We start from the raw sequence: 21,149 nt of genomic DNA, 5'->3' as shown, positions 1-21,149 counted from the left end.
GCGTCACCCTTCAGCAACTCCGTACCGCTGGCGGTACGCCAGCACCCGCTCGCGGTGCTGCAACATGTCAGTACCCCGCGTTTCCGAAAGATACAGCAATAAGTCTGCCAGGCAGGCAATGGCACAGACTTCAAGTCCCAACGCACGGCGTACGTACTGCACCGCGCTGTAGTCCACGTCGCGGCCGTCCTCGGTTGCCTTTTCCTGGCGGTCAAGTGCGACCACCATGGCGTGCGGGGTGGCGCCCGCCTTCACGATCAGTTTGATCGACTCGCGCGCCGCGGTGCCTGCGGACATCACATCGTCCACGATCAGCACGCGCCCGGCGAGCGGCGCCCCCACCAGGGTTCCGCCTTCGCCGTGGTCCTTGGCTTCCTTGCGGTTGTAGGCAAAGGGGACGTTGCGCCCGCGCCGCGCCAACTCGACAGCCAACGTGGCCGCCAGGGGAATGCCCTTGTACGCCGGGCCGAACACCATGTCGAACTCGATGCCGCTGGCGATCAGGGCATTTGCATAGAATTGGGCAAGGCGCCCCAGCGTGGCGCCGTCGTTGAACAGGCCGGCGTTGAAAAAATACGGGCTCATGCGGCCCGCCTTGGTCTTGAATTCGCCGAATCCAAGCACGCCGGCCTCGACGGCAAAGCGCACAAATTCTTGCGCCATCGCACAGGCAGGTGCCTGCGCTGCATCCACATCCGACATGGGAAACTCCTTGTTCAAGCTCACCAGCCTCAACCTTAACGGCATCCGCTCAGCCACTACCAAGGGGCTTGAACAGTGGCTGCACACGCTGCGACCGGATTGTATTTGTGTACAAGAGGTCAAGGCACAACAATCTGACGTGGCAGGCCGCTTCGAGCAACTTGCGGGTCTGGACGGGCATTTTCACTTCGCGCAGAAAAAGGGCTACTCCGGCGTCGGCGTCTACACCCGCCACGAACCCAGCGACGTGCGCACCGGCTACGGTTCGGAAGAATTCGACGCCGAGGGGCGCTATGTCGAGCTGCGCTTCGACACCCCTGCGCGCAAGCTCTCCATCATCAGCGCCTACTTTCCCAGCGGATCGTCAGGCGAAGAGCGCCAGCAGGCCAAGTTCCGCTTTCTGGAACAGTTCCACCCGCACCTGGTGCAATGCCGGGGCGAGCGTGAGTTCATTTTGTGCGGCGACATCAACATCGCGCACCAGCAAATCGATCTCAAAAACTGGCGCAGCAACCAGAAGAACAGCGGTTTTCTGCCCGAAGAACGCGCCTGGATGACAAAACTGTTGCACACAACTGACCCAAGCGAAGGCCTGGTGGATGTCTACCGCCTGCTGCACCCCGAAACGACGGACGAGGCCTACACCTGGTGGAGCAATCGCGGCCAGGCCTGGGCCAACAACGTGGGCTGGCGGCTCGACTACCATCTGGCGAGCCCCGCAATGGCCCAGCTGGCACGTTCGGCCAGCATCTACAAAACGCAGCGCTTTTCCGACCACGCACCGCTCACCATCGACTACGCGTTGGCCCTGTAACCGAAGCCGCTGTGATGCGGCCCACTGCCCTGGATGAAAAGCACTGCCATGGATTCTCTGTCTGCCGCGACTCAGCACGAAACGCTGCCGCCCAGCCCGCATTTCGAGCCGCACGATTCCGACGCGCTTTGGCAGCTGATCAACTCCCCGCATCCGGTGGTGGGCACGGCCAAGCATCTGGGCGAGGCTTTGGTCAATGCCGGCATGGTGCGCGCGGCGGCGCTGGCCGAGGCCTTGCAGTTGCAGCGCCAGGAGCGCGCGCAGGGTGTTCACCGCCTGATCGGGCAAATTCTCATCGGCGGCGGCGAACTCACACAAGACCAGTTGCGCCAGGTCATTGCCGCCTGGCTGGGTGACTACGTGGTCAACCCTGGGCAGCTCCATCCCGATACGGCCGCGTTGGCACTGGTGCCGCGCCCGGTAGCTGAACGCGAATCGGTGCTGCCGCTGCTGGCGCGGGACGATGCACTGGTGGTGCTGGTGGTGGACCCGCTGGACCGCGTGCTGCTCGACGAGCTTCGATTTTTGACGCAGCGCCGCCTGATCGCCCTGCGCGCGGCGCCAGGCACGCTGGCGCCCGCCATTGCCAAGGCGTATGCCATTCACCCAGGAGACAACCCAAAAATCGCGCCGCGCCCCGACAGTGCGGCAGCCAACAACGCTGCCCGCGCCAGCGCACGGGACCTGGCCAGCACCCTGGATAGCGCGACGCCCGACAGCGCAGGCGAAGCCGCCGACGTGGTGAACGAATCGGACAACACCCTGGTGCGCTTGATCAATTCGCTGATCACCGAGGCCATTGCCCAGCGCGCCTCCGACATCCACATCGAAACCGAAATGCCACCCCGGCCCCTGCGCATACGCCTGCGTGTGGACGGCGAGCTGCGGCCTTATCTCGAACTGCCCGCGCGCTATCGGTTCGCCATGGTGGCGCGCCTCAAGATCATGGCCAGCATGGACATCTCCGAGCACCGGAAGCCGCAGGACGGGAAAATCGATTTCTCGCGCTTTGGCGGCCCACCGGTAGAACTGCGCGTGGTCACCGTGCCAACTTCGCGCGGCCTCGAAGACGTGGTGCTGCGCCTGCTGGCCGGCGCCAAGCCGCTGCCGATCGACGGCATCGGCCTGAGCCCTGCCAACCTGACGGCCCTGCGCCGCATGGTGCAGAAAAGCTATGGCCTGGTGCTGGTGTGCGGCCCCACGGGCTGCGGCAAGACAACGACCTTGCATTCGGTGATCAGCGACATCAACACCGCCGGTCGCAAGATCTGGACCGCCGAAGACCCGATTGAGATCACCCAGAGCGGGCTGCGCCAGGTGCAAATGAACCCGCGCATCGGCTGGACCTTTGCCGCGGCCATGCGCACCTTTCTGCGCGCCGACCCCGACGTCATCATGATTGGCGAAATGCGCGACGAGGAAACCGCGCGCATCGCCGTCGAGGCCTCGCTCACCGGGCACCTGGTGCTCTCCACCCTGCACACCAACTCGGCGCCCGAGAGCATCGCGCGCTTGCTGGAAATCGGGATCGATCCGTTCAATTTTTCCGATTCGCTGCTCGCCATCCTGGCCCAGCGCCTGGTGCGGCGCCTGTGCACCGCCTGTCGCCAGGCCGTACCGGCGGACATGGCGAGGCTGGACGAGCTTGCCGAGCAGTACCTTGCCAGCACCTCCGACAGTGGCCCCGAGGCACGCGCCACGCAAATCGCGCGCTGGCGTTCAGCCTACGGCAAGGCGGACGGCAGCATTTCCCTGTGGCGCTGCGTCGGCTGCGACAAGTGCGAACAGAGTGGTTACCACGGCCGCCTGGGAATTCACGAACTCATGCTGAGCGACGACACCATCCGCCAGCACATCCGCCACCGTGCGTCGGCCAGCGAAATCCGCCATTCGGCGCTGGTCGCCGGCATGCGCACGCTGCGCCAGGACGGCATCGACAAGGTGCTGCAAGGCCTGACCGATATCAGCGAAGTGCTGGCCGCGACCAACCTCTGACACTTGCAAGGTATGGGGCGCGGCGCGCCCCGGCCGTACCGGCAGGGGCAGCTCAGGCCATCAGCGCCAACGCCGCCAGCGCCGCCGTCTCGGCGCGCAGCACGCGCGGGCCAAGACCGACGGGAACAAAGCCCTGCGCCAGCGCAGCCTCTTCTTCAAAGGGGCTTAGCCCGCCTTCCGGACCTGACAGGAACACCGCAGGGCCCGCCTCTGCAAGGCGGGTTTTCAAAGGCACACTGCCTGCGCGCAGCGACAGCAGCAGGCGCTGCGCGGGTGCAGCCCCGGCAGGTCCCGCCAGCCAGTCGCTCAAATCCAGCGCCTGCGCGACCAGCGGCACGCGGTTGCGCCCGCACTGTTCACAGGCGGCGATGGCGATGGCCTGCCAGTGGGCACGCTTTTTGTCGGCGCGCTCACCCTTGAGCTTGAGCACGCTGCGCTCGGCCAGCAGCGGGGTGATGCTGGCGGCGCCCAGCTCGGCGGCCTTTTCCACCAGCCAGTCCATGCGCTCGTTCGCCGTGATACCGGCCACCAGATGCACCTCCCACGCCGCCTCGCGCTCAATCGCTTGGTGGGCGCCCACTTCGGCGCGCACGCTGCTGCGACCCATGTGGGTGATGCGCGCCTCGAACTCGCCCCTTGGGCCAGCCGCCTCCAGGCCACCGTGAAACAGCGTGATGGCATCACCCGGCTGCAGGCGCAGCACTTGTACGTGGCGCGCGGCGCCTGCAGGCAGCTCCAGTTCAGCGCCGCTGACCATGTCGACTGGGCAATAAAAACGGGGCATTGCTTCTAAATAAATAGCTGCTAGCGCTTACTGGATAAGCGCTAGAGGCCTATTTTGTATGAAATCTACATCCGCCCGTAGGCGTAACCGACCGGGGCCGCATCGCCTTCGATCTGGTCCAGTAGCCGCGCCAAAGGCCCCAGCTCCCGGTAGCGGCGGGCCGTGGCACGGAGGTAACCGATGAAGCGCGGCGCATCCGCCAAGTATTTGGGCTTGCCGTCGCGCAGGGTCAGGCGGGCAAAGATGCCAGCTACTTTCAGGTGGCGCTGCAGGCCCATCCACTCAACGCTGCGGTAGAACGCGCCAAAATCGTCGCCCCAGCCGCTGGCGCTGGCGCGGCCCAAAAGGCCCGCCTTGCGGGCCAGCTCCCAGTAGCGCACGGTGATGTCGAGCACGAACTCTTCGTCCCAACTGATGAAGGCGTCGCGCAGCAGGCTGGCAATGTCGTAGGTGATGGGGCCATAGACCGCATCCTGAAAATCAAGCACGCCCAACGGGCCGCCCTCACCCACAGGGGCCATCAGGTTCCGCATCATGAAGTCGCGGTGGACGTACACGCTGGGCACGCTCAGGTTTTCCGCCACGATGCGGTCAAACGCAGTGGACAACACTTGCTGCTGCGCCTCGCTGAGCGCCACCTGGCGGTGCTGCGCCACGTACCAATCGGGAAACAGCGCCAGCTCGCGGCGCAGCAAGGCCGCGTCGTAAGGCGGCAGCACGCCAGGGCGCGAAGCCAATTGCCACTGCAGCAGCACGTCCGTCGCCTGCCGGTACCAGGCGTTTGCCGCTTGCGGGTCGGCAGCATCGAGGCGTTCGATGACGGTGTGCTGGCCCAGGTCGGAGAGCAGCAGGAAACCATGTGCTTTGTCCCATTCCAGGATGTCCGGCACGTTCAAGCCGGCGCGCTGCATCAAGCCCTGCACGTGGACGAAGGGCGCGCAGTCTTCCCGATCGGGCGGCGCGTCCATGACAATGCGGCTCTCGCCGGGGACGCGGGTGTCCAGGCGCAGGTAGCGGCGAAAGCTGGCGTCGGCCGAGGCCGGGCGCAGCGTCTCGGGGCGCAGGCCGTGGCGCTCGACCAGCGGGGCGAGCCACTGGGTGAATTGCGCCTGGCGAAGGATGTCAGGCCAGGTAACGGCGCCCGCGCCCGGCGTGTTGGTGGAGTGGCTCATGGATAATCCGATTCTACAAACCCGGCCCGCGCAGCGCGGGCCTTTGCCAGTGCTGCGGCTGCAAGGCAGCCGCACCCCGATGGACCCAAAGCTTTTGCCGTTCTACCCGCGATTCACCCTTTCCCGCCCGATGCCGCGTTCGCGCCTGCGCGCGACGGCAGCCTGGTCGCGCGTAGTGGCGCTGGCGCTGTATGGCGCGCCGTTGGCCGCCTGGGCACAGGAGGCACCCAGCACACCGGTGCCACTGCGCGCCAGCCCACAACTGAGCGAAACGATTCCGGCCGCGGCACGCGCGCACTTGCCGATCTTCGTTTCTGGCGAGCACATGTGGGGGGAAACGGACGAGCGCACGGTGGTCGAGGGTGCCGCCCAATTGCGCCGTGGCGACACCGTGATCCACGCCGATCGGCTGGAATACACCGCTCCCGACGATCTGGCCCATGCCACGGGCCAGGTACGCATCAACCGCGCAGGCAATGTGTACGAAGGCAGCGAGTTGCAGCTGCACGTGGACGCCTTCGACGGCTTCTTCAACGACGCGCGCTACCAGTTCCTGGCCAACGGCGCACATGGCGAAGCCACGCGCGTGGACTTCCTCGACCGAGACCGCGCGGTGGTGCACGATGCGACTTACACCACGTGCACGCGCGAGGACTTCGCGGGCTGGCAGCCTGACTGGATCATCCGTGCCGAACGCATCGACATCGACCAGGTCGAGGAGGTCGGCACTGCGCACAACGGCGTGCTGGAGTTCAAGGGCGTGCCCATCCTGCCGGTGCCCTACATCAGCTTCCCGCTCTCGGACAAGCGCAAGTCAGGCCTGCTGCCCCCCACCGTTGGGCTCGACAGCGTCAACGGTTTCGAGTACTCGCAGCCGTATTACTGGAACATTGCCCCCAACCGCGACGCGACGCTGGAGGCGGCGCTGATCGCCAAGCGCGGCGTACGCGCGGGGGGGGAGTTTCGCTACCTGGAGCCGACGTACCGAGGCCGTATCCTGGGCGACGTCCTGCCATCCGACCGGCTGCGCGATCGCACCCGCTGGAGCTACACGCTGGAGCACAACACGAATTTTGACAGCCCCCTGGGGGGCATCGGTATCGGCCTGAACATCCGCCGCGTCAGCGACGACAACTACTGGCGCGACCTGGGCCGCGGCACGCAAAGCGACACCCAGCGCCTGCTGCCAGCCGATGCCCTGGTCACCTGGGGTAGCGGCGACCAGCATGTAATGCTGCGCACACTCAAGTGGCAGACGCTGCAAGACCCTCTGGCCCCCATCGTGCCGCCCTACGACCGGCTGCCCCAGTTGCAATACCGCTACGTACCGAGCCAGCTGGGTCTGGGGTTGGACGCCAGTGTCGAACTCGATACCACGCACTTTCACAGCGACCGCAGCCTCACGCTGCAGCCCAACGCCCAGCGCAGCTACGCACTGGCGCAAATCAGCCGCCCCTTCCTGTGGCCCGCGGGTTTCGTCACACCGCGCCTGCAATTGCACGCCACCGACTACCAGTTCGATACCCCCATTGCCAACGGCGCGCGCTCGGCCAGCCGGGCGCTGCCGACTTTCAGCATCGACAGTGGTCTGGTGTTCGAGCGCGACGCCCGCTTCTTCAGCCGCGATTTCGTACAGACGCTTGAGCCACGTGCCTTCTACACCTATACGCCCTACCGCGATCAGCACCTGCTGCCGGTGTACGACACGGCGGCGAACGACTTTAATTTCGCAACCATCTACACCGAGAACGCCTACGGCGGCCAGGACCGCATCGCCGACAACAACCTGCTGACGCTGGGCCTGACGACACGTCTTCTCGACCCTGATACCGGCGCCGAGGCAGCGCGTTTTGGCGTGGCGCAGCGGGTGCGCTTTTCCAACCAGGACGTGACGCTTCCGGGCGAACCTGTGGTGCAGGACCGCCTGTCAGATCTGATGGTGGGCGCCGCGCTGAACTGGACGCCGCAGTGGGGCTTCAACTCCACGGTGCAGTTCAATCCCAAGACGCGCCGCTCCATCCGCTCTACGGTAGGCGCGCGCTACCAGCCTGCCCCCTTCCACGTCGTCAGCGCCGCGTACCGGTTCCAGCGCGACAGCAGCGAGCAGGTGGACATCGGCTGGCAATGGCCGCTCGCTGACCTGTGGGGCCTGGCAGCGCAGACGCAACCGCCATCAGAGACCCACGCGGGGGCGTTACGTGAAGGACGCTGGTATGGTGTGGGCCGACTCAACTACAGCCTGCACGACCGCAAGCTGGTCGATACGGTGGTCGGCTTGGAGTACGACAGCTGCTGCTGGATCGGTCGTGTGGTGCTTGAACGCCTGCAAAACAGCCTGGTCACGTCCAACACCCGCTTGCTGTTCCAGATAGAGTTCGTCGGCTTCTCGCGCCTGAGCCTGGGCTCCAACCCACTTACCAGTCTGCGCCAGAATATCCCCGGCTACCGCACCTTGGGCGATACCCCGACGGTGCCCAGCCGCTTCAGCAATTACGACTAAGCCCGTGTTTAAGGCCCGCCCCATGCATCCTCGTGTCCTCGTTGCCGGTCTGGCCCTCCTTGCCACCGCGCTCGCCGTACCCGCCATCGCCCAGGGCGTGCGCATTCCCAAGCCGCAAGCAGCCACGACAGCGCCTCCCGCCAACCGCCAGGCCAATGAGCCGCAGGCGGCAGACTACATCGTGGCCGTGGTCAACTCCGAGCCGATCACCCGCAACGAGCTTGCCAATCGCACCGAGCGCCTGCGCAAGCAGCTGATCAGCGAAGGCGCATCTGTGCCAGCAGCCGGTGTCATGAACCGTGAAGTGCTCGAACGCCTGATCTTCGAGAAAGTGCAACTGCAACTGGCACGCGAGGCGGGCATTACGGTGGACGATCTCGCCGTCAACCAGGCCGAAGCCAGCGTGGCACGGCAAAACGATGTCTCCAAAGATGCCATGTACCGCCAGCTCGCTGGCGACGGCATTTCACCGGCACAATTTCGCAGCGAACTGCGCACCCAGCTGGTGCTGCAGCGCCTGCGCGAGCGTGAGGTGAATTCAGGCATCAAGGTAAGTGAATTCGACATCGACCAGTACCTGCGCGAGCAGCAGCCCAAGAATGGGACCGCCGGGCTGGAGCTCAACCTCGCCAACATCCTGATCGCCGTTCCCGAGGGGGCCAGCTCCGCCGTGGTGAGCGAGCGCGAAGAGCGTGCCCGCAGCGTGGCCGAACGCGCACGCAAGGGGGACGATTTTTCCGCTCTTGCCAAAGAGTTCTCCGCCGCCCCGGAAGCGGCGCAAGGCGGGCAAATGGGCCTGCGCCCTGCCGAGCGCTACCCCGAACTGTTCCTGAAAGCCGCAGCAGCACTTCCCGTCGGCGGCATTGCAGGCCCGGTGCGCTCAGGCGCCGGATTTCACATCCTCAAGGTGATCGAGAAGACCCGTGCCAGCGCCACAGCCACCGTGGTGCAAAACCACGCACGCCATATCCTGTTGCGTACCGGCCCGCAACTGAGCGAAGCCGCCGCCGCCGCACAGCTGGCGGATTACCGCAAGCGCATCGTCGCTGGCCTCGCCACCTTCGAGTCGCTGGCACGCGAGCATTCGCAGGATGGCAGTGCGCAGCAGGGCGGCGACCTTGGCTGGTCCACCCCTGGGCGCTATGTGCCCGAGTTTGAAGCCGCGCTCGACGCCCTTAAGCCAGGCGAAATCAGCCAACCGGTGGTCTCGCGCTTTGGCGTGCACCTGATTGAGCTGGTCGAGCGCCGCGAAGAACGGCTGACACCGCGCGAACAGCGCGAAGCGGCACGCGAGGCGGTGCGCCAAAAGAAGATGGAAGAGGCCTATGCGACCTGGGCGCGCGAGCAACGTGCACGCGCCTACGTTGAATACCGCGACGTGCCCCAGTGAAGCACCTCCCCCGCAAACGCTTTGGCCAGCACTTTCTGACCGACGGCGGAATCATCGACGCCATCGTCGCGGCCATCGCCCCACATCCAGGCGACCCGATGGTCGAGATCGGGCCAGGCCTGGCGGCCTTGACGCAGCCGCTGGTCGAGCGCCTCGGACGGCTCACTGTCATCGAACTGGACCGCGACCTGGCGGCGCGGCTGCGCCAGCACGGCCAGTTGCAGGTCATTGAATCTGATGTATTAAAAGTGGACTTTTCGCAGGTGACGCAAGCGCTTAACGCTACGAAATTGAGAGTCGTCGGCAACCTGCCCTACAACATTTCCACGCCCATTTTGTTCCACCTGCTCAAGTACGTGGACGTCATTGCCGACCAGCACTTCATGCTGCAAAAGGAGGTCATCGACCGCATGGTGGCGGCACCGGCCACCAGTGCCTATGGCCGTCTGTCGGTGGTGTTGCAATGGCGTTATGCCATGGAGGATGTGCTGTTCGTTCCGCCGGAGAGCTTTGATCCGCCACCGCGCGTCAACAGCGCCGTGGTGCGCATGCTGCCGCGGCAGGACGTGGCAGCACTCCCTCTGGATGTGTTCGAAGAATGCGTGCAAGTTGCGTTCAGCCAGCGGCGCAAACTGCTGCGCCACACCTTGGGCCGCTGGCTCGATGCACGCGGCTTTTCCGGCAGCTTTGACGTGCAGCGCCGGGCCGAAGAAGTCCCTGTTCAGGAATACGTCGCTCTGGTGCAGCAAGTCTGAGACGTGTCCACGAGTTCAGACACCTGGCACCGCACGAAGCGCCAGGGTCGCTAGCGGCGCCACTCAGGCCGCTTGCAATGCAGTCGCCATGCCTGGCGTGCGCCAGACCGAGCCGTCGTGGCGCATGATCAGGGCCTGCACCAACGGACGCTGCTGAATCAAGGCCTGCGCACGTTCACCGCCCAGCACCATCATGGCAGCACCCAGGCCGTTGACGCTGGAGACATCGCGCGCCAGAAGGCTGATGCCATGGGGCCCGTGGGTAGGCCGCCCGGTTGCCGGGTCGAGAATGTGGTGCTGGCGTTCGCCCTGGGCCATGAAGAAGCGTTCGTAGTCACCCGAGGATGCGACGATGGTTTGGCCTTGCAGCGCCAGCACGCCCAGCATGCGTTCGGGCGCGAGCGGATCACGCAAGCCGACACGCCAGGGTTTGCCATGGTGCGTGCCCGCAAGCAGTACGTCGCCGCCCCCATTGATCAGCGCGTTGTCCACGCCGTGCGCGTGCAGCACTTGCATGCCGGCGGAAAGAATGGGCAGTTTGGCAATGCCTCCCAGATCGAGCGCCATGCCAGCGCGCGCCAGCTGCGCGGTACCAGCCCTGGCGTCCAGGCTCAGGCCCCGGTATCCGACCAACCGGCGCTCGGCTTCGATAAGCGCAGGATCAGGCAACTGTGCCTGCTCACCAAACTTCCAGGCGCGCAAGGCGCCCACGGTGATGTCGAAGGCACCGTGCGTATCAACCGACAGCGCCTGCGCATCGCGCAATATCGCCATCATTTCGGGCGGTACCGCAACCGCATGCTTGCCCGCCGCGCGGGTAATGGCGCTCACCACACTGGTCTCGTCGTAGCGCGTCATCATGCGCGACAGACGCTCCATTTCGACCCAGGCGGCATCCATGGCGCGGTCAATATCCTGCGAGCCTGCGCCCGCAGATGCCACCGCCATGTCCACGCGTGTGCCCATCAGGGCGCGTGCGCTGCGCTGCAGTGCCGGTGCAGCAGTCGGGAGCACCCCGGCTCCCGCCAGTTGTGCGGCGCCAAGCAAAGGCAAGGCCATAACGACGCGCCGCCGCGTCATGGTCACGGGTTTGCGCGCGTCGTCCATGGCCAGCAGCCTCAGACCGACTGGTCGGCCATGTAATTGACGGCGGCCTTGATTTCGTCGTCCGTCAGCTTGGGATTGCCACCGCGCGGAGGCATCGTGCCCTTGGCGCCGGTAAAGCCTTCCATGGCGTGTTTGTAGAGCGTGTCCTTGCCTTGGGCAACGCGTGGGCCCCATTCATCCTTTTTGCCAGGGATGGGCGCGCCACCGGCACCTGAAGCATGGCACAGGGAGCAAGTCTTGTTGAAAACACTCTTGCCCAGAGCCGCATCGGCCACGGGAGCGGCGGCGGCGTCAGGTGCAGCGGCGGCGGCAGGCGCCGGTGCTGCGGCGGGTGCAGGTTCTGCCGCGGGAGCAGGAGCCGGTGCCGCCGCAGGGGCTGGCTCGGCGGCCGGGGCTTCAGGCTTCTTGTCGCCGCACGCGGCAAGGAAAACGGATAAGAGGGCGACAGCGGCAAAGCGGGAGGCGGAATTCATGGGGGGGTCCTTGTGTGAAAACGACGGAGGCTTCTTTTAAGCCATTTCGGAATCCCCAGTACTGATACCTGATACGGGATACCGTTCGCGTCCGGCGTCGTGCGCCGCGAAGCTCTCCTAGAGCCCCGACTTTAACGCTCTCAAGACGTGACAATCCAGAGTACTCCGGCATTCTCTTGACATCAATCAATAGATACCCAGGGTAAACGCCTAAACTTTTTACCCATGAAAACATTAAGGGCACTGACTTGGCTGCGCCAGGTTCTGCTCGCCAGCTTCTTCTGCGCCCTGGGCGCAGCCACGGCCGCCCCGCTCATTCATCCCACCCGCACGCAGTTGGTGTGTACTGGCACTGGCGGGGTCACGCTGTTGGTGCTGGGCGACGACGGCCTTCCCGTTACGGCGGCGTCACTCCACTGCCCTTTGTGCCTGCCCGCCGCCGGCCCTGCTCCCGCATCCATCGCCTCTCTACCGACGCCCACCCTGGTGAGCGAACAGCCAGCCGCACCGCGCCCGAGAAGCGCGATCACCCAATCCGCCGCGCCCCCACCCGGTCGCGGCCCTCCTTTTTTTACCGAGGCAACCCTGAAAGAAAGCTGAATCATGACCGACAAAAAAGTGACCCAACCCGAAATTGCAGGCATCGGCCGGCGCAAGTTCCTCAATACAGCCGCTCTGGCCGGCTTAACAGCAGGCGTAGCCGCCTGCAATGACAAGCCTGCCACCGGTGCTGCAGCACCAGCAGCCCCAACCGCGGCACCTGCGGCACCTGCCGCACACGCTGCGTCCGAGGTGGGCAAGTACGAAGTGGCCCCCGGCCAGCTTGATGAGTACTACTCTTTTTCCTCTGGCGGTCACTCGGGTGAGTGCCGCATCTACGGCTTGCCGTCCGGCCGCCTGTTCAAGCGCATTCCCGTCTTCAACGTCGATTGCCTGGTGGGCTGGGGCATCACCAATGAGTCGAAGAAAATCATCGGCACCAAGCCCGATGGCAGCCTGAAGTACCACACGGGCGACACGCACCACGTGCACCCCTCGTACAAGGATGGCACCTACGACGGCAAGTACCTCTTCGTCAACGACAAGATTCACGGCCGCCTGGCGCGCATCCGCATGGATACGATGGAAACCGACAAGATCACCGAACTGCCGCTGGTGCAGGGTTTCCACGGCACCTTCCCCGACAAGCGCGACCCGGTCGACCCAGCCATCAACCACACGACGCGCGTGTTCTGTGGCGGCGAATTCGGCATTCCCCTGGAGAACAACGGCAAGCACATGGATGCCATCGACACCTACCGCTCGGTTTTCACCTGCGTGGATTCCGAATCCATGGAAGTGCGCTGGCAAGTGGTGGTCGACGGCAACTGCGACCTCGTGGCCACGTCCTACGACGGCAAGCTGGCCTGCACGAACCAGTACAACACTGAGAACGGCGTGCACTACGAAGACATGATGTCCGCCGAAATGGATGCGTGCCTCTTTTTCAACATTGCCCGCATCGAAGCTGCCATCAAGGCCGGCAAGTTCAAGACCTACGGCGGCTCCAAGGTGCCGGTGGTCGATGGCAGCAAGGCCAGCAATGCCGACCCCAAGACGGCGCTGACCTGCTATGTGCCCGTGCCCAAGAACCCGCACGGCGTGAACGCCAGCCCCGACGGCAAGTACTACGCCTGCTCGGGCAAGCTCTCGCCCACCGCCACGCTGATCGAGCACGAGCGTGTGCTCAAGTGGTTCGATGGCGAACTCAAGACCGAGCGCGAGACCGTGGTGGCCGAGCCTGAAATCGGCCTGGGCCCACTGCACACCGGCTTTGACGGTCGCGGCAATGCCTACACCACGCTGTTCCTGGACAGCCAGATCGTCAAGTGGAACGTGGAGGCCGCCATCAAATCCTACGCTGGCGACAAGTCGGCCAAACCGGTGGTCGACCGCCTGGACGTGCAGTACCAGCCTGGCCACGGTTTCACCTCCATGGGGGAAACCAAGGACGCCGACGGCAAGTACTTCCTGTCGGACAACAAGTTCTCCAAGGACCGCTTCCTGCCCGTGGGCCCGCTGCACCCCGAGACGGCGCAATTGATCGATATCAGTGGCGACAAGATGAAGCTGGTGGCCGACCACTCGGTGTATTCCGAGCCGCACGACTCCATCATCATCCCGCGCAACCTGATCCGCACGCGCCAGGTGTATGACATCAACGAGTTCCCGAACGCCACCAAGGATGCGAAGGACTGCCGCGTGGAACGCAAGGGCAAGAAGGTCACCGTGTACCTGACGTCCCAGGCACCCACCTTCGGTCTGCGCGAGTGGACCGTCAAGCGCGGCGATGAGGTGACCATCATCCTGACCAACCTCGACAAGGTGGAAGATTTGACGCACGGTTTCGCTATTCCGAAGTACGACATCAACTTCATCGTCAATCCGCAAGAGACCAAATCGGTCACCTTCATTGCGGACAAGCCAGGCGTGTACTGGTGCTATTGCACCAACTTCTGCCACGCACTGCACCTCGAAATGCGTTCGCGCATGATGGTTGAGGCCTGACCGGCCCCGTAGGGGGCAGCGCGGTCCCTGGAATGCGCTGCCCCTTTTTTTTCTCTGGACTCCTGATGCTTCTGCCCAAACCCCGTTTCATGGCGACCCTTTGGCTCGCGCTGGCCCTGCTGCTGAGTGCATTTGCACCAGGCGCGCGGGCGGCATCAGGGACCTACGAGGCCGAATTGCCCGCTGGACTTGCCACCGCGAAAGATATGTGCGCCCTGCTGCCTTGCAAGGACGTATTCCCGGGCGCCACCTATTTTTCTGAGCGCAAGGGCCAGCCGCCCTATGTCGAGGCCTACGACAAGGCCGGCAAAGACGGGAAGCTGCTCGGCTATGTGATGCTCTCGACCGACATCACCGACACACCCGCCTATTCAGGCAAGCCCGTGGTCACGCTGATCGGGATGGACAAGATAGGCCACTTCGTTGGTGTGAAGGTGCTCAAGCACTCAGAGCCCATCTTGTTGCTGGGCATTCCAGAATCTGCCCTGATCAATTTCAACAACCAGTACATCGGCAAATCGGTTGCCGAAAAACTTGAAATCGGCCAGTCCCGCCCCGACGAAGGCGTCGTGGGCCTGGACGCCATTTCTGGCGCCACGGTGACGGTGATCGCGCAAAACCAGGTCATGATGACCTCGGGGTCGACCGTGGCGCGCGAGGTCGGCATCATTGCGCCAACGGTACGCGAGCCGGCACATTACAAGGTGACGGGCGAGGCCCTCACCTGGGACGAGCTGGTGGGGCGCGGTGCGGTTCAGCATCTGCGTGTCATGCCCGAGCAACTGGGCCTGGACCGCAGCGCCGACCCTTTCATCGAACTGTGGTTTGGCGATCTGAGCCAGCCCGATATCGGCAAGAGCGTGCTGGGCGCCACCAGTTGGGACAGCTTAAAACTCCAGCTCAAGGAAGGCGAGCACGCCATCTTCATCATCCGCACTGCGGGGCGCGAATCGTTCAAAGGCTCGGGTTTCGTGCGCGGCGGGCTGTACGACCGCGTGCAGGTCAAGCAGGACGCCGATTCGTTTACCTTCCGCGACCTCGATTACCTCAACCTGTATGGTGTGGAAGCCGCGGGCGCACCCCGGTTCAACGAATCGGCCATTTTCATCATCCGCTCGAAGGCGTTTTCGGATGCCTATCCCTGGAAGCTGAGCCTTCTGGGCAACCGCGTTGATCGTGCTACCGGCGCCAAGAGCTTCACCAGCTTCGACTCGCCCTACTGGCTGCCCGCCTCCATGCTCGAAGGCGGCCGCCCCAAGGTGGATGTGCCTCAGGCGCCTTGGGTGCGCATCTGGAAGGCACGTGGCGTTGAAATCATTCTTTTTGTCGTGCTGCTGGTGGCCGTGACCGTGGTCTATGCGCTGCGCGAGCGGCTGACACGCCTGTCCACGCACAAGAACAAGTGGCCGGTGAATGCCTTCAAATACACGGCATGGGCACTGTCCATTGGTTTCGTCGGCTTTGGTGCCATGGCGCAGCCCTCCATCACCCAGGTGCTGACCTGGTTCCACGCGCTGCTGTTCCAGTGGACCTGGTCGCTGTTCCTCTCCGACCCGTTCATTTTCCTGTTCTGGATCTTCATCATCGCCACCGTGTTCCTGTTTGGACGCGGCCTGTTCTGCGGTTGGATGTGTCCGTTTGGCTCGCTGCAAGAGGCCCTCTACAAGATCGCCCGTTTCGTCGGCCTGGGACGCTTTCAGACCAAGCTGCCGCAAAAATGGCACGACCGCCTGAAGTGGCTCAAGTACGCCATCTTCTTCTTCCTGCTGACCGTGTCCATGTTCTCCATGGGCCTGGCGGAAAAACTCTCCGAGGTCGAGCCTTTCAAAACCACTTTTCTGGTCGGCGTGATGAACCGTGCCTGGCCCTACGGCCTGTTTGTGGCAGCTATTCTGGGCGTGTCGATCTTCATTGAGCGGCCGTACTGCAAGTACATTTGCCCGCTGGGCGCGTCGCTTGCCATGCCCAGCACCTTCCGCTGGTTCGGCCTCAAGCGCAAGCAGGACTGCAACAGTTGCAAAGCCTGCGCCGTGGGCTGCGGCGCGCAGGCGATTGACGCCGATGGCCGCATCGACCACCGTGAGTGCCTGCACTGCCTGGATTGCATGATTCTCTACACCGACACCAAGGGCTGCCCACCGCTGGCCAAAGAGCGCAAGCGCCGGGAGAAGGACGGTCTGGAGATGACCCCGATTGGCGACAATGGCTACTTCTTCCCGATCTACCCGGCCACCAGTTTCACTGAACAGATCAGCGCCAAGGCGGTAGGCGGTCCCGATCCGCGTATGCCGACCGATCCAACACTGCCCGCCCACAAGGTGGACATCGGCAAGCTCGAATGGTTGTGGCTGGAACTGCGCGACCACCTCTGGCCCTGGAGCAGCGAAGGCTGGCACAGCCAGCGCGCGCTGCAGGTGGCAGGCTTCTCGCTGGCCATTGCTGCCACCGTCGCCTGGATCATGACGGCCATGGGCACCTTGTCGTCGGGCGCCATCATTGGCTGGTGGTTTGGCTGGAGCGTGTACGAAGTGCTGATCCGCCTCTCGGGCCGGCGCTACGTCAAGGACGGCCCATGGTGGCGCGACCACTACCGTGTGGCGGGCGTCATGGACATGCTCAGCTACGTGGGCTTCAAGAACCTGCTGATCGGCGCAGCGCTCTTCCTGGCGCTCAAGTCCTTCGGTTTGCTGATCCCATGAACCTGCGTCTGCTTCCGGCCCTGTGCACGGCGCTGCTGCTGGCGGGGGCCGCGCATGCGGCCACCCTGCAGGTGCAGCCGGGCCAGGACCTGGCCGCCGCCGTGCGCGCTGCGGCGCCGGGCGACACCGTGGAAGTGGCGCGCGGCCAGTACCGCGCCAACCTGCTGATCAACAAGCCTTTGATCCTGCGCGGCATCGACCGCCCCACCATCAGCGGCGGCAACCAGGGCGACACCATCCGCGTCACCGCGACCGATGTCACGATCGAAGGCCTGATCGTGCGCGACTCGGGCAGCAGCCTGCAAGGCCAGAACGCCGGTATTTACCTCTACCCCGGTTCAGACCGTGCCGTGGTGCAGCACTGCGACCTCACCTACAACCTGTTCGGGCTGTGGATCGAGAAGGCGAACGACGTGCGGATCGAAGGCAACACCATCACTGGCAAGCGCGACTACGACTCGGGGCGGCGCGGCAACGGTATCGAGCTCTACAATTCCCAGCGCGCCCAGATCATCGGCAACAACATCAGCTTTGTGCGCGATGCACTGTATGTCGATGTCTCGCACCACGCGGTGTTCCGGGGCAACAAACTGCACCACAGCCGCTACGGCGCGCACTACATGTCGTCCTACTACAACCTGTGGGAAGACAACGATAGCTACTACAACCGCGGCGGCCTGGCGCTGATGGAAGTGCACAATCAGACCGTGCGCGGCAACCGCGCCTGGGGCAATGCCGACCACGGCATCATGCTGCGCTCGGTACAGGACTCGGTGGTTGAAAACAACATCGTCGCCGGCAACCAGCGTGGCTTTTTCATCTACGACGTCGAGTACGTGACCCTGCGCCACAACCTCATCGTCGACAACTTCGTCGGCGCCCATCTCTCGGCCGGCGTGAAGAACAACGTCGTCGAGAAAAACGACTTCATCGACAACCGCCAGCAGATCCGCTACATCGGCACCAAAGACGAAGCCTGGGGCGGAAAAATAGGCAACTACTGGAGCAACTACATTGGCTGGGACCGCGACGGCAATGGCATTGGCGACGTCCCCTACACAGCCAACGATATGGTGGACCGCCTGACTTGGCGCTACCCGGGCATGAAGCTGCTGCTGGCCAGCCCCGCAGTGCAGGCGCTGCGACTTGTTGGCCAACAATTTCCTGTGCTGCGCGTCCCCTCGATCGTCGACGCGCACCCGCGCATGCACCCTGAACACACGAACTGGAGCCTCTGGCGTGGCAAGTACTTCCCCGGTTGACGCACAAGCGGCGGTTTCGCTGCGCGGCGTCACCAAATATTACGGTGCGGTGCACGCGGTCGATGGCGTAGACCTCGACATCGCGCGCGGCGAGATTTTTGGCCTCATTGGCCACAACGGCGCTGGCAAGAGCACCCTGTTCAAAATGATGCTCGGGCTGGAAGCGGCAAGCAGCGGCAGCATCGTGCTCGGCGGCGCACCGGTACGCGGCCGGGGCTTTCGCGCCGCACGGAGACACATCGGCTACCTGCCCGAAAACGTCGTGCTCTACGACAACCTGAGCGGCCTGGAAACGCTGCACTTCTTCGCCCGCCTCAAGCATGCGCCGCTGGACCAATGTCCTGGTCTGCTGGAACGCGTGGGCCTGGCACACGCGCTTAAACGGCCAGTGCGCGAGTATTCCAAGGGCATGCGCCAGCGCCTGGGCTTTGCACAGGCCCTGTTGGGCGCCCCGCAGGTGCTGTTTCTCGACGAGCCGACCAATGGTCTCGACCCGCAGGCGATACGCGATTTCTACGCCACGCTGCGCACGCTGCAGACCGGCGGCGTGACTGTCGTCATCACCTCGCACATCCTGGCCGAATTGCAAGAGCGCGTGGACCGGCTTGCCATCATGGCCAATGGCCGCATTCAGGCGCTGGGCAGTGTGCAAGCACTGCGCGACCAGACACAGATGCCGCTGGTGTTCGACCTGGCACTCGAACCCGGTTGCGTGCAAGCGGTGGGCACCGCCCTGCACGGCGCAACGGGCGCCGCCGCCGACCCCATCACGGGCGGCCTGCGCCTGGCCTGCCCACGCGAGCACAAGATGGCGGTACTGGCAGCCCTCGCCCCTTTTGGCACCCAGGTGCGGGACCTGGCGCTGCGCGAACCCTCGCTTGAAGACCTGTTCTTCGGTTTTTCAGATTGACCCGCATGGAATTGACGCAAATCTTCACCCTGGCCGCGAAGGAATTCCGCGACCGCATGCGCAACCGCTGGGTGCTGGCCGTGGCGCTGGTGTTCACCGTGTTCTCGCTGGTCATTGCCTATTTCGGCGGTGCGCAGCAGGGCGCGGTCGGCTTTCGCTCCATCGAAGTCACGATCGCCAGCCTGGTCAGCCTGGTCATTTATTTGATCCCGCTGATCGCACTGCTCCTGGGGTTTGACGCCATCGTCGGTGAGCGCGAGCGGGGCTCGCTCGATCTGCTGCTGGCGCTGCCCATTACGCGGCTGGAACTCTTGCTGGGCAAGTACCTGGGCCTGGCTGCGGCGCTGACGCTCTCGACACTGGCAGGCTTTGGCCTGGTGGCGGTGCTGCTCTACCAACAGTTGAGCTGGGCCGGGCTGTACCACTACTTCGGCTTCATGATCAGTTCCGTGCTGCTGGGGCTGGCGTTCCTGAGCCTGGCCGTGCTGCTGTCGGTGGTGGCGCGCGAACGCACGCGTGCATCGGGCATGGCGATTGCCTTGTGGTTCTTCTTCGTGCTGGTGTTTGACCTGCTGCTGCTCGGCGTGCTGGTGGCCACGGGGGGGCACTTTGGCGGTGACGTCTTTGCCTGGCTGCTGCTGCTCAACCCGGCCGACGTGTTTCGCATCCTGAATGTGTTTTCGCTTGACGACGTGCGCACGCTCTATGGCCTCTCGACCATCGTGCCGGCCTCGCTGGGCAGCCAGGGGCTGCTCGGCGGCGTCATGGTGCTATGGATTGTTCTGCCGCTTCTGGTGGCACGCTGGAGATTTCGATGAACCTCAAACCCGACTTTGCTTTTTCCCTTCGCTCGCTGCTCGCCGTAGCCGTCCTGGGCGCCACGCTCGGCTTGGCCGGCTGCCACAAGGCCACCGACAGCGCGAGCATTGTGCCGGTAGAGATTGACCGCAGCACGAGCTGCGATCTCGATGGCATGCTGCTGTCCGACTACCCTGGCCCCAAGGCGCAGATCTTCTATGCCGACCAGGAAAAGCCCGCCTTCTTCTGCGACACCATGGAAGTGCTGAGCACCCTGCTCGCAGGCGAGCAGGTCCGGGCGGTCCGGGCAGTCTTCGTGCAAGACATGGCCAAGGCCGACTGGGACCACCCAGAGGGCCACTGGATCGATGCACGCAGCGCTTTCTATGTGTTCGGCAGCAAGCGCACAGGCTCCATGGGACCCACGGTAGGAAGTTTTGCGCTGGAGGCCGATGCGCAGCACTTTGCTGCTGAAAACGGCGGCAAAGTGCTGGCGTTCGCCGCCATCAAGCCAGACATGGTGGACCTGAGCGGCGGCGCGCAACACGACTCCCGCATGTAGGCACCCCCACCATGCACGCCTCGCACATCTTGCCGCTCGCGCGCCCGACGCGGCGCGCCCTGGCCGCCGTGTTGCTGGCAGGGCCGGCGCTGGCGTTCTTGCCAGGCGCCAGCCGCTGGATCACCGGCAAGGCCGTGCCCGTGCCGGAGAGCGATGTCTGTCTGGTGGCGCCGCCCACGCCCTATGACCCGGCCTCGGGTTTGCCCCTGGCCGCCGCCCGGCCGGTGCCCGCAGGCGTGCGCTGCCCGGTCTGCGGCATGTACCCCGCACGCGCGCCCAATTGGGCGGCGCAGATCATCTTTGCCAACGGCGATGCGCAGTTTTTTGATTCGCCTCTGAGCCTGTTCATGTACCTGAACAACGTTGGCCGCTACACCCCAGGACGCAGCGCGGACGACATCGTGGCGCGCTACGTGACCGATTTTGGCAGCCTGCAGATGCTCAACGCCACCAACGCGTTCTACGTCGTCGGCTCCTCTGCCCACGGGCCGATGCGCGCGGGCAACCTGCCCGCGTTTGCTTCCGAGCAGGCGGCGCGTGCCTTTGCCGCGCAGCGCGGTGGCGAGGTGCGGGCCTTTGCTGGCATCGATGCGGCGCTGGTGCAGCGCCTGGGCGGCAGGGCCACGCACACACACTGACGCTATCAATAAAGAAGCTGCTTGCGCTTATGCAGCAAGCG

The 21,149-nt window shown here is 64.3% G+C and carries 18 protein-coding genes; 13 read left to right on the top strand and 5 right to left on the bottom strand.

The window, feature by feature from the left end; genetic code table 11:
* Positions 1-3 precede the first annotated feature (3 nt).
* A complete protein-coding gene (pyrE, locus tag D3F03_RS12405; protein WP_119109737.1) occupies positions 4-702 on the bottom strand; it encodes an orotate phosphoribosyltransferase in 699 nt (232 codons plus the stop codon).
* A gap of 10 nt (positions 703-712) precedes the next feature.
* Between pyrE and D3F03_RS12400 the strand changes: the two genes are divergently transcribed.
* Complete coding sequence (locus D3F03_RS12400) at positions 713-1,516, top strand: exodeoxyribonuclease III (RefSeq protein ID WP_119109895.1); 804 nt, start codon at positions 713-715, stop codon at positions 1,514-1,516.
* A gap of 48 nt (positions 1,517-1,564) precedes the next feature.
* The gene (locus D3F03_RS12395) at positions 1,565-3,511 is read left to right on the top strand and encodes a GspE/PulE family protein (protein WP_119109894.1); all 1,947 of its coding nucleotides are present in this window, start codon (positions 1,565-1,567) and stop codon (positions 3,509-3,511) included.
* Between the two features lie 52 nt (positions 3,512-3,563).
* Here the strand turns inward: D3F03_RS12395 and D3F03_RS12390 are convergent, their stop codons facing one another.
* On the bottom strand, positions 3,564-4,295 hold the full coding sequence (locus D3F03_RS12390) for a 16S rRNA (uracil(1498)-N(3))-methyltransferase (protein ID WP_119109736.1): 732 nt from the start codon (positions 4,293-4,295) through the stop codon (positions 3,564-3,566).
* A gap of 65 nt (positions 4,296-4,360) precedes the next feature.
* Positions 4,361-5,467 (bottom strand): aminoglycoside phosphotransferase family protein, encoded by a 1,107-nt coding sequence (locus D3F03_RS12385; RefSeq protein WP_119109735.1) that lies wholly within the window; start codon positions 5,465-5,467, stop codon positions 4,361-4,363.
* Between the two features lie 79 nt (positions 5,468-5,546).
* On the opposite strand from D3F03_RS12385, the gene D3F03_RS12380 reads away from it, so the two are divergent.
* Genes D3F03_RS12380 through rsmA form a run of 3 tightly spaced genes read left to right on the top strand, consistent with a single transcriptional unit; the run spans position 5,547 to position 10,112 of the window.
* A complete protein-coding gene (locus D3F03_RS12380; RefSeq protein ID WP_119109893.1) occupies positions 5,547-7,967 on the top strand; it encodes an LPS-assembly protein LptD in 2,421 nt (806 codons plus the stop codon).
* A 22-nt stretch (positions 7,968-7,989) separates the two neighbouring features.
* Positions 7,990-9,357 (top strand): peptidylprolyl isomerase, encoded by a 1,368-nt coding sequence (locus tag D3F03_RS12375; RefSeq protein ID WP_119109734.1) that lies wholly within the window; start codon positions 7,990-7,992, stop codon positions 9,355-9,357.
* A complete protein-coding gene (gene rsmA, locus D3F03_RS12370; protein ID WP_119109733.1) occupies positions 9,354-10,112 on the top strand; it encodes a 16S rRNA (adenine(1518)-N(6)/adenine(1519)-N(6))-dimethyltransferase RsmA in 759 nt (252 codons plus the stop codon). The genes D3F03_RS12375 and rsmA overlap by 4 nt, the downstream gene beginning before the upstream one ends.
* Positions 10,113-10,175: 63 nt before the next feature.
* Here rsmA and D3F03_RS12365 read toward each other — a convergent pair whose 3' ends face one another.
* Together D3F03_RS12365 and D3F03_RS12360 are read right to left on the bottom strand one after the other, a co-directional pair.
* Positions 10,176-11,219, bottom strand: coding sequence for an FAD:protein FMN transferase (locus D3F03_RS12365; protein WP_119109732.1), 1,044 nt, complete (start codon positions 11,217-11,219; stop codon positions 10,176-10,178).
* Between the two features lie 11 nt (positions 11,220-11,230).
* Positions 11,231-11,692: a c-type cytochrome gene (locus tag D3F03_RS12360; RefSeq protein ID WP_119109731.1), complete on the bottom strand. Its 462-nt coding sequence runs from the start codon at positions 11,690-11,692 to the stop codon at positions 11,231-11,233.
* A gap of 225 nt (positions 11,693-11,917) precedes the next feature.
* Between D3F03_RS12360 and D3F03_RS17170 the strand changes: the two genes are divergently transcribed.
* The 8 genes from D3F03_RS17170 to D3F03_RS12325 all read left to right on the top strand — a co-directional run bounded on the left by D3F03_RS17170 (position 11,918) and on the right by D3F03_RS12325 (position 21,108).
* Entirely contained in the window at positions 11,918-12,292 is a 375-nt protein-coding gene (locus tag D3F03_RS17170) for a DUF2946 domain-containing protein (RefSeq protein ID WP_147414725.1), read from the top strand.
* Positions 12,293-12,295: 3 nt separating this feature from the next.
* Complete coding sequence (gene nosZ, locus D3F03_RS12355; RefSeq protein WP_119109730.1) at positions 12,296-14,239, top strand: TAT-dependent nitrous-oxide reductase; 1,944 nt, start codon at positions 12,296-12,298, stop codon at positions 14,237-14,239.
* A gap of 65 nt (positions 14,240-14,304) precedes the next feature.
* A complete protein-coding gene (locus D3F03_RS12350) occupies positions 14,305-16,938 on the top strand; it encodes a 4Fe-4S binding protein (RefSeq protein WP_199665463.1) in 2,634 nt (877 codons plus the stop codon).
* A 2-nt stretch (positions 16,939-16,940) separates the two neighbouring features.
* The gene (locus D3F03_RS12345; protein WP_425453131.1) at positions 16,941-18,200 is read left to right on the top strand and encodes a nitrous oxide reductase family maturation protein NosD; all 1,260 of its coding nucleotides are present in this window, start codon (positions 16,941-16,943) and stop codon (positions 18,198-18,200) included.
* Positions 18,178-19,110: an ABC transporter ATP-binding protein gene (locus D3F03_RS12340; protein ID WP_119109728.1), complete on the top strand. Its 933-nt coding sequence runs from the start codon at positions 18,178-18,180 to the stop codon at positions 19,108-19,110. Before D3F03_RS12345 ends, D3F03_RS12340 begins: the two co-directional genes overlap by 23 nt.
* A gap of 5 nt (positions 19,111-19,115) precedes the next feature.
* Entirely contained in the window at positions 19,116-19,928 is an 813-nt protein-coding gene (locus D3F03_RS12335; protein ID WP_119109727.1) for an ABC transporter permease, read from the top strand.
* Complete coding sequence (locus tag D3F03_RS12330) at positions 19,925-20,470, top strand: nitrous oxide reductase accessory protein NosL (protein WP_119109726.1); 546 nt, start codon at positions 19,925-19,927, stop codon at positions 20,468-20,470. The genes D3F03_RS12335 and D3F03_RS12330 overlap by 4 nt, the downstream gene beginning before the upstream one ends.
* 11 nt (positions 20,471-20,481) lie before the next feature.
* Positions 20,482-21,108, top strand: coding sequence for a nitrous oxide reductase accessory protein NosL (locus D3F03_RS12325; RefSeq protein ID WP_119109725.1), 627 nt, complete (start codon positions 20,482-20,484; stop codon positions 21,106-21,108).
* Positions 21,109-21,149 lie beyond the last annotated feature (41 nt).

It is taken from the genome of Simplicispira hankyongi (assembly GCF_003570885.1).
Classification (GTDB): domain Bacteria; phylum Pseudomonadota; class Gammaproteobacteria; order Burkholderiales; family Burkholderiaceae_C; genus Simplicispira; species Simplicispira hankyongi.
Note: the sequence above shows the minus strand (reverse complement) of the source record. Positions and strands in the feature narration are given on the sequence as shown.